Annotated in this window: 9 protein-coding genes; 2 read left to right on the forward strand and 7 right to left on the reverse strand. The window is 46.1% G+C overall.

The genetic code is table 11. The annotated features are described in order from the left end of the window. Positions 1-299: 299 nt before the first annotated feature. Positions 300-1,430: an ISL3 family transposase gene (locus DI44_RS0116960; RefSeq protein ID WP_014196254.1), complete on the forward strand. Its 1,131-nt coding sequence runs from the start codon at positions 300-302 to the stop codon at positions 1,428-1,430. 112 nt (positions 1,431-1,542) lie between these two features. On the opposite strand, the gene DI44_RS12280 is transcribed toward DI44_RS0116960, so the two are convergent. Beyond that, positions 1,543-2,478: a blue (type 1) copper domain protein gene (locus tag DI44_RS12280; RefSeq protein ID WP_033024877.1), complete on the reverse strand. Its 936-nt coding sequence runs from the start codon at positions 2,476-2,478 to the stop codon at positions 1,543-1,545. 236 nt (positions 2,479-2,714) lie between these two features. Here DI44_RS12280 and DI44_RS12275 point away from each other — a divergent pair, with 236 nt between their 5' ends. Continuing rightward, a complete protein-coding gene (locus tag DI44_RS12275; RefSeq protein WP_033009917.1) occupies positions 2,715-3,680 on the forward strand; it encodes a copper oxidase in 966 nt (321 codons plus the stop codon). Positions 3,681-3,966: 286 nt separating this feature from the next. On the opposite strand, the gene DI44_RS12270 is transcribed toward DI44_RS12275, so the two are convergent. The 6 genes from DI44_RS12270 to DI44_RS19300 all read right to left on the reverse strand — a co-directional run. Beyond that, positions 3,967-4,173 carry a hypothetical protein gene (locus DI44_RS12270; protein ID WP_033009915.1) on the reverse strand — a complete coding sequence of 69 codons (207 nt, stop codon included), beginning with the start codon at positions 4,171-4,173 and terminating at the stop codon, positions 3,967-3,969. 5 nt (positions 4,174-4,178) lie between these two features. Next, on the reverse strand, positions 4,179-4,787 hold the full coding sequence (locus tag DI44_RS19385; RefSeq protein ID WP_347229963.1) for a YIEGIA domain-containing protein: 609 nt from the start codon (positions 4,785-4,787) through the stop codon (positions 4,179-4,181). Beyond that, positions 4,721-5,086, reverse strand: coding sequence for a YIEGIA domain-containing protein (locus DI44_RS19390; protein WP_020278732.1), 366 nt, complete (start codon positions 5,084-5,086; stop codon positions 4,721-4,723). Before DI44_RS19390 ends, DI44_RS19385 begins: the two co-directional genes overlap by 67 nt. Before the next feature lie 387 nt (positions 5,087-5,473). Continuing rightward, positions 5,474-6,226, reverse strand: coding sequence for an IS21-like element helper ATPase IstB (istB, locus tag DI44_RS12265; protein WP_011230286.1), 753 nt, complete (start codon positions 6,224-6,226; stop codon positions 5,474-5,476). Next, positions 6,223-7,728: an IS21 family transposase gene (istA, locus tag DI44_RS12260; RefSeq protein WP_033024876.1), complete on the reverse strand. Its 1,506-nt coding sequence runs from the start codon at positions 7,726-7,728 to the stop codon at positions 6,223-6,225. Before istA ends, istB begins: the two co-directional genes overlap by 4 nt. 23 nt (positions 7,729-7,751) lie before the next feature. Continuing rightward, positions 7,752-7,968, reverse strand: a 217-nt coding sequence (locus tag DI44_RS19300) for a hypothetical protein (protein ID WP_206741750.1), incomplete at its 5' end; no start/stop codon positions are given.

The raw sequence follows: 7,968 nt of genomic DNA on the forward strand, positions 1-7,968 counted from the left end.
CTTTAGGGATTAAGGCATTGGCATTACTGTTAATTGTGCCTGGTTGGTTAACGCTATGGTTAGCGATATTTGCCGATATGGGAGCAACATTAATCGTAACATTAAACAGCATGCGATTGCTAAAAGTTAAAGAATAGGCTCTTCACCACAAGTTGTACTTGATCATTTAAGGTAGGTGTGCATAGAGGGTACAAAAAATGCGAATTTTCCTGTATGGTAAAGGTGACCAAACCGAACCATGGAGGGAAATTCGCATGTACTCTCAGTTTATCAAAGAACTCATCGATTGACCAGATGTTTTGATTCAAAAGGTGCGAAAAGAAGGGGAACGTTGGATTTTCGAACTTTCTCTACCCGAACAATGCCCGTTATGTCCTGTCTGCTTGAAGCGCACGATCAAAATGACAGACAAAAAGAAGCAATGGATGCATGGCTATGCTCAGCGAATCGGAATTTTTTGGATCGAACTTCCTGTCGAGCGCAGACGTTGTAGCACGTGTGGCGTGACGTTCAGCACGTCGTATCCAGCCATCTCTCCTCGAAGTGTGGCGACGGATGCTTTTCAGCGATGGGTCGCGCAATCTTGCATCGGAACATCCATTCAGGCGGTGGCTCGTATGCTCAAGCTTCCTTACACGACCGTTGAACGATGGTTTTATACCCATGCCCCTTCCTTCCTATCGAATGACGTCCAACCAAAGGCGGTTTGTGTCGATGAGTTTGCTTTTCGAAAAGGGCACGACTATGGAGTGGCGATCATGGATGCCGAAACGGGAGAAGTGTATGCCATGGAAGCAGGAAAGAACGAGGAAGCCATTGGGCGTGCATTGGCTCATGTGTCTCGTTCCGTTCAGTATGTCGTGAGTGACTTGGCTCCAGCGATGAAAAAAGCGATTCAACGGGTTTGCCCAGAGGCGACACATGTCGTCGACTATTTCCATGTCATTCAGCTGTTTACCGATGCGTTAGAACGTTGTCGCAAATATTTGGGCAAAGGAGGCAAGAAACACGGAAATGTTCGTTACGTTTGCCGTTTATTGAGCCAATGCCCAGAGAAATTGACGGAGGAGGAACGTCAAATCATACGAGAATGGTGTAATGAAAGCGATTACTTAAAGTCTGTTTACCAATCGCTCCAACATGTTCGCTATGTGTTCAAAAGCAAAGATGAGCAACAGGCGAAACGACGCTTGAAGGCTTGGATTCATCGGTATTTGTTTTGTCCTTGTTCCGTTGTTCGTGCCATCGCAAAATCACTCGTCAAACGAACAGACGAAATGATATCGTGCATTTTATCCCATTATTCGAATGGGAAGATGGAGGGAACGAATAACAAGATCAAGCTGATGAAACGTCGGGGATACGGATACCGAAATATCCAGCGTTTTGCACTGCGGGTTCGGCTGGAAACAGCTAACATACTTTCATGACAGGTGCAAGTACATCTTTTGGTGATGAACCCACAAAAGTTCATTTCCCTTTTAGTCGCCACGCCTTCTATTGGTCAAAACAAATGCCGAGAAGATCTCGGCAGCCATCATCTTATGAAACTTTCGCAAATCCAACCATACCAGATTCTTTATGCCCTGGAACCGTACAATAAAATCGAAACACACCGCGTTCGATTGGTATGAACGTCACCTCGGCTGTTTTCCCCGGCAAGGAATGAACATGAACGTCCGCATTTTCTGCATGGTTTCCATGGTCATTCTGCTGTAACAAAATCTTCATATTTTCGAATTCGATATCGTGTTCCATTTGACCGCTATTTTTCAGAATTAAGGTAACAGGCTGTCCTACAGTCAGTTGCAAACTCTCAGGAAAGTAATAAAATTCAGTCGCTTCAACCACTACCTTTTTCCCCTTTGTTTCGATGCTTAACGGAGATGCAGTTTGGTTGTGGCCATCCATAAAATGGTTCATAGGCGGATTCGTTATCGGAAGATTAGAAGATCGAGAAAATTCATTGTATAAATGGTTATACAAATAGAAAAACAACGGAAGGACGATTGCTAACCATAGCGGATTATGGAATAGTTTATTGATCAAAAACACACGGTTAAACCCCGTTTCTTGTTGAAGCATGTATAGAACAATACAAGCCATTCCAACAAATAGAACAAGCATGATGTGAACCGTAGAATCCCGATATTCAGGCGCAATCATTTCTCCTAACATCGCTCCCATCATGCCGCCCATGACTCCTGATAAAACACCGTCGATGATGGCCATGATGCTAATCGGCATCCCGGCTAAAAATCCAGCTAAAAACCCGAAAGCCATTCCTAAAATGGTTGACAAAAAGAGATTGCCGTTGTAAGAAATCCCAGCCAGCAGGCCGCCTGTCAGCCCAGCCAACATTCCTAACGCCATCGCCGCCATCATTCCAGCCATGCATGTGATTTTCTTCCTTTTGATAAAGATGAAAGCAATCACAATGAAAGACAAAACCGCCGCGATCCCCCCAGTGAATAACATCGGCAACGGATGATCCCTCCTGCAAATGTTTATTTGTACACATATATGTGTGCAAATAACAGGTTAGTCCATGTCAGTGAACATACCGGCTGAGCTTGAACGAAAACAGAGAGCGTGTCATCCGATTACAGCTTTTTGTATTTACACCTGCATGTATTCTGTTCATAAAACGACTATCCACACATGCCGCAGCATATGATGAAATTGTGATACCTTCTCTAAAGGGGGAAGATGGAATGCATGGTTACTTGCCAGGAAATCCTCAAACGCTTATTATCACGCCCAATGTAAAAGATGCGCCATTTCGGGTTCTCAAAAACGGGGTAAAACAATTTCACTTGCGGGCGGAACCGGTCGTGCATGAGTTGGTAAACGGAATTAAAATCCGCGGGTATGGATACAACGGAAGTATTCCCGGGCCGACGATTCTTGTCAATCAAGGGGACTATGTTCAAATTACAGTCGAAAACCGTTTGCCAGAAGCGACATCCGTCCATTGGCACGGATTAATTGTTTCCAACCGAATGGACGGCGTACCCGGCCCTGGGGGCAGCCCAATTATCCAACCGGGAGAAAGTTTTACGTATGAATTTCGCATCCAACAGTCAGGAACATTTATGTACCACAGCCATGTCCATGATGCAAAACAAGAGTTAATGGGATTAGCAGGCATGCTTATTTCGCGCGGCATATACGAAGAACCTGTGGACCGCGATTATGCTCTGTTGCTTCAAGAGTGGGCTGTGCAGATGGAGATGCATCAGCAAACTAGCAGCCATCCAATGAATGATCATCCTTCCAAACAATCGGCTTCAAATATATATGACATCGATCCAATGTCAATGATGTTTAATTTTTTCACAATTAACGGCAAAGCCTATCCTGATACCGCTCCTTTATTTGTCCGATATGGCGAACGCGTCCGTATTCGCCTTGGCAATGTAAGTATGGATTCTCATCCGATGCATTTTCACGGGCATGATTTTATTGTCACCGCGGTTGACGGAAATCCGATTCCTATGATGGCAAGATTAAAACGAAACACGATTAATGTAGCGCCAGGAGAAACATGGAACATCGAATTTTTGGCCAACAACCCGGGAAATTGGGTCTTTCACTGTCATAAACCTCACCATACAACGAACGCACATGCAATGGGGGGAATGGGCGGCATGCTTACGGTGATTCGCTACGCCAAATAAACGGTCATTCAAGAAAAACGGCACTGCCGCCGTTTTTCTCCGCTCTATTTTTGACGCCCAGTTTAATTACTAAAATCTTCCGGAAGCCTGGTGATTTAGTACAAAATACTGCTATCTCCATCTGTTTCTCAATTAGATAAAACTTGTGGAATCAGCCTTCTTTTTTTGGCACAATGCCGTTGATTTGCTCGTGACAGCTGTTTTTCACCGGCCTTCTAGATATGAAAACAAATGCTGAAGTTCTCAGCAAGGATCAACGAATAAAAGATAAACCACGGTGATTCACCTATACGCGAATCACAAGATAATCTCCATTTTTCATTTGAACAACATCCGCTTTCATCGCTTTTGCAATATCTATCGTCATCGCTTTTTGCTCCTCCTCACTTTCCGCCCATAAAGCCAGCGCCTTCCCACCTAAAATCCTGTTTTGTCTTCGTGTAATGATTGCTAGTATTTCATAAGGAGGCTTTTCTGATGCTTCTCTCCCCATTTTTCTTACTCCTTTCCTACCCAGTTTGTTTTCATGACAGCATGGCTTTTTCGCAAACTTTCAAGCAATGGAGTTTGTCTGACAGCCGCAATAAATTTGTCAATATCTCTTATAATTGGTACGAGTACAATCACAATTCTCCCTTTTTCATAATCCTTTCGCGTAAAATGGTACCGCTTGATCCCAACCGCTCTCGTTGCTTCAAACAAGGCCGCTTGCCGCTGTCCGTAGTTATCCAACGCAATGCGAAAATGCTCTTCCCGCGGATAAATGACAACGGCCATTCCCTCAGTCTGAAACAATCGTTGGGCATTTTCTGTGCCAAGAAGGTTAGAAATATAAATGCCGTCGACAAATAACTCAGAACCGTTAATTTCGATTTTTCCTTCTTTAACATCCGCAATATCGGCTATCGTTTTTCCTTTTGAAAACCGCTTTAAAACAAAAAGAACAACGCTTCCCACGCTGACTCCAAACACCATATCCGCCCATAATGCCCCCGGCAGCAGCTGCATCGTTAATGCGGTGGAAAAGGAAACGATTAAGGCTAGGTAATTTCTCGCCTCAAACGTTTTTGCAATCCCGTCAAATAAGCATTTCCGCGATAAGTATATTCAGTATTCTCAAGGTCCTTTAAGCTGTACCTTTCCATTTTTCGAACATCACAAAATTGTTGAATGGCTAATACAAGAAACGTCACAGCGACAAAATTTTTTGTCATTAATGCTGGAAGAGCAACCGCGCCTAAGGAAGAAGCAACAAAACCTGTTACAAGATGAATGAAATAACCATTCGGATAGCTCGGATATTGTCGGAAATCTTCCTTAATCGTCAACAAACGGGCTAAAGTCCCTAACACAACGGCTGTCGCGATCATGGCAATATGTTCGGCGGAAATCAACTCTTCATTCATATGCCTACCCCTTCAAGAAATGCTGGATATATTCAGAATTTCATGATACAGCTTCACACATTTTTCTATAATGAGTATGCTTCGTTCGCCGTCATGTCGGTGATGGGGATGATCGTCTTTTCGTCCCGAATCAATTGTCCTTTTTCAAACGAAAACCGCCTAAGCTTTGATATCATCATTCAGTGTAGGCATTCTTCTCAAATGTTAAACATTTGATTTTGCCCACTACTCCAAAGGTGCAATATGTCCTCAAAACAAAGAGTACACACATTCTAAAAAATAAGATACAGTACTAACGCCAAAAAAGGGGCTGACCCAAAATGTTTTTTGCAAGCAAAAAATGCAGAGAAGTGCAAGAAAAAATACATAGGCTTGCCAGCTCAAGACTTAAGGTTCCAGACCGGAGGCAGAGGACGGCTGGATCGCGGAGAGAGCGTTCCGCAGTCGATAGCTCTCTCCCGTAAAGGCCAAGATGTGGGCGTGGTGAACCAAGCGATCCACCAACGCTGCCGTCAAACGGTTGTCCCCAAACACCCGATTCCACTGTCCAAATTCTAGATTCGATGTCACCATGACGCTTTTTCGCTCGTAACAGTCGGCGATAATATGAAACAACAGTTCCGATCCTTGCTTTTGAAACGGCACATAGCCGAGTTCATCCAAAATCAACAGTTCGCATGGGTCGAGGCTTCGTTTCAGCCGTCCGAGCGTGCCGTTTTTCAACGCCTCTTCCAGCTGGGCGACAAGATCCGCGACGCGGAAAAACCGAACCTCATGGCCTTGTTGGCACGCCTGAATGCCAAGTGCTGTGGCGAGATGGGTTTTCCCCGTTCCAGGTGAACCTAAAAGCAGAACGTTTTGCTTTCGCTCCAAAAAGCGAAGGTCACACAGTTCCTCCCTCGATGTCGTGGCTGGCCAATGGATATGACCCGACCATTCGTAATCCTTCAGCCATTTCAACTCCCGAAACTTGGCTTTCTTGATCAGCCGAGCCTGTTTCGCTTCTTGGCGGCACGACAGTTCCAGCGCCAATACATCCCGCAAAAACTGTTCTTTCGTTTCGAATCTCACCTCCTCGAATCGATCTGCGATATAGGCCAAATGCAGCGCTTTACAAATCTCTTTCACCTCTGCTCTCATCTCTGGACACCCCCTTCCCGAGCGGGATGAAGACGTTGATCATACACCGTTAAATCCGTTTCATAGTCGATTAGAACGGAAGGGGTGTATGATTCTTCCCACTTGTCCGGGTAATAGGAGTGCTTCGCTTCCATCAACACGCCGATTTCATGAGGAGCCAAGTCCCATCGCTGACTCTCCTCGAGCCACTGGGCGATTTCGTAAAGCGTGTGCCGATCCAACAGCGCTCGCAGTCCTTTCAAACGGGCCGCCACCTGGGGCGGGGGGCCAGCCAGATACGTTCGGATCGCCTCCGGCAAGTACGTCCGGTAGCGGGAATGTCCGACAACCCGGGGTTTGGTCTCCCACTCAGCGAAAATCTCTTTCCAAGGGATTTCGCGTTTCACGTTCGTATACGGCCTGGGCGCTTCAAGATGGACGTCTCCATCGGAAGAGAACACAACGAAACGATTCCATTCTTTCTTCACTAACACCCGGTTGGGGACGGACAGGCCATGGACGACGAACGCCTTCCCATCCACCATCACTTCTCCGTACTTATTCACGTAAGCGTGATCGAGGGAGAAGATCGGAAGATCTTGTTCCGGCAACGCCAACAGCTCCGGTTGCTCTTCCTGCCATAGTTCCTCGATCCACCGCCCCTTTTCATAATGAGGACGGTTTCGGTCCTCGACCATCTTGCGATGCAGCCACTCCACCAGCTCCGGATCCGACTCCATCAATGGAGCGGGGATGAAACAAAGGTTGCGAGTGTAATAGACTTTTCGCTCCGCATTTCCTTTCTCATGTCCACTGTATGGATTGCACACTTGTACATCAAACCGATAGTAGAGTTGAAATTTCTCAAAAGCCTCGGTGAATCGGCGTTCTCCCCCTTTTCGAATCGACACAATGGCCGCGGACAAATTGTCAATGCGCAATGCCTTTGGCACTCCCCCAGCCTGACGAAACAGCTGCGTCAACCCATGGAGGAAGCATTCACTGTTTTCCGCCGGCAGCGGATAAGCAAACGCAGCGTTGCTATAGGGAAAGCTCATGATCAAAACCGATCGCTCTTCTTCCTTCCCCTCCTTCGTCACAACCGTCATCTTCCCGAAATCCACCTGCGCCTCGCCTGGCGGGTGCTCCAGTCGTTCATAGCGCTGTTCTTTCTCGAGCTTGAGCTGCGGTCTTCGTTTTTGCACGTACGCGCAAACGGTGCGATACGAGCCTTGAAATCCATGGTCACGACAAAGCGCTTCAAACATCGTCTTGTTCGTTCGCCGTTGTTTTCTCGGCAGTTTGGCATCCTCCTCCAACCAGTCATCAATGATTTGCCCGTACCCTTCTTCCTCCATCATCCCCTTTTTGCGTTTGATGGTTGGTTGGACAGAAATGTCTCCATCTGCGTATTTCTTGACCGTTCTCCAGTTATATCCCGTTTCACGGGAAATTTCCGCAATCGATAACCCTTTCTTTTCACGCAGTTTTCTGATACGATTAATTTCGGGCATTGCCAGCATCCTTTCGCTCCTCCACTGTTTGGTTATGTGTTCACAACTTCCACAGTAGAGGAAATGTTAGAGGCTGGCAAGCCTTTTTTCTTTGCCTTCAGCTCTGCACTTTTCGTTGCAGAACTCTGTATTTTTATTTTGCAATAAACAAGTATCGCCTTTGGATCGCGCGGTACGCTTCTGAGAATGCCGCAAAACCGTGAGTGTGCTGCCTTCTTTCCTCCTCCCGTATGTTCAATCCAATATACA

The organism is Geobacillus sp. CAMR5420, assembly GCF_000691465.1.
Taxonomy (GTDB): domain Bacteria; phylum Bacillota; class Bacilli; order Bacillales; family Anoxybacillaceae; genus Geobacillus; species Geobacillus thermoleovorans.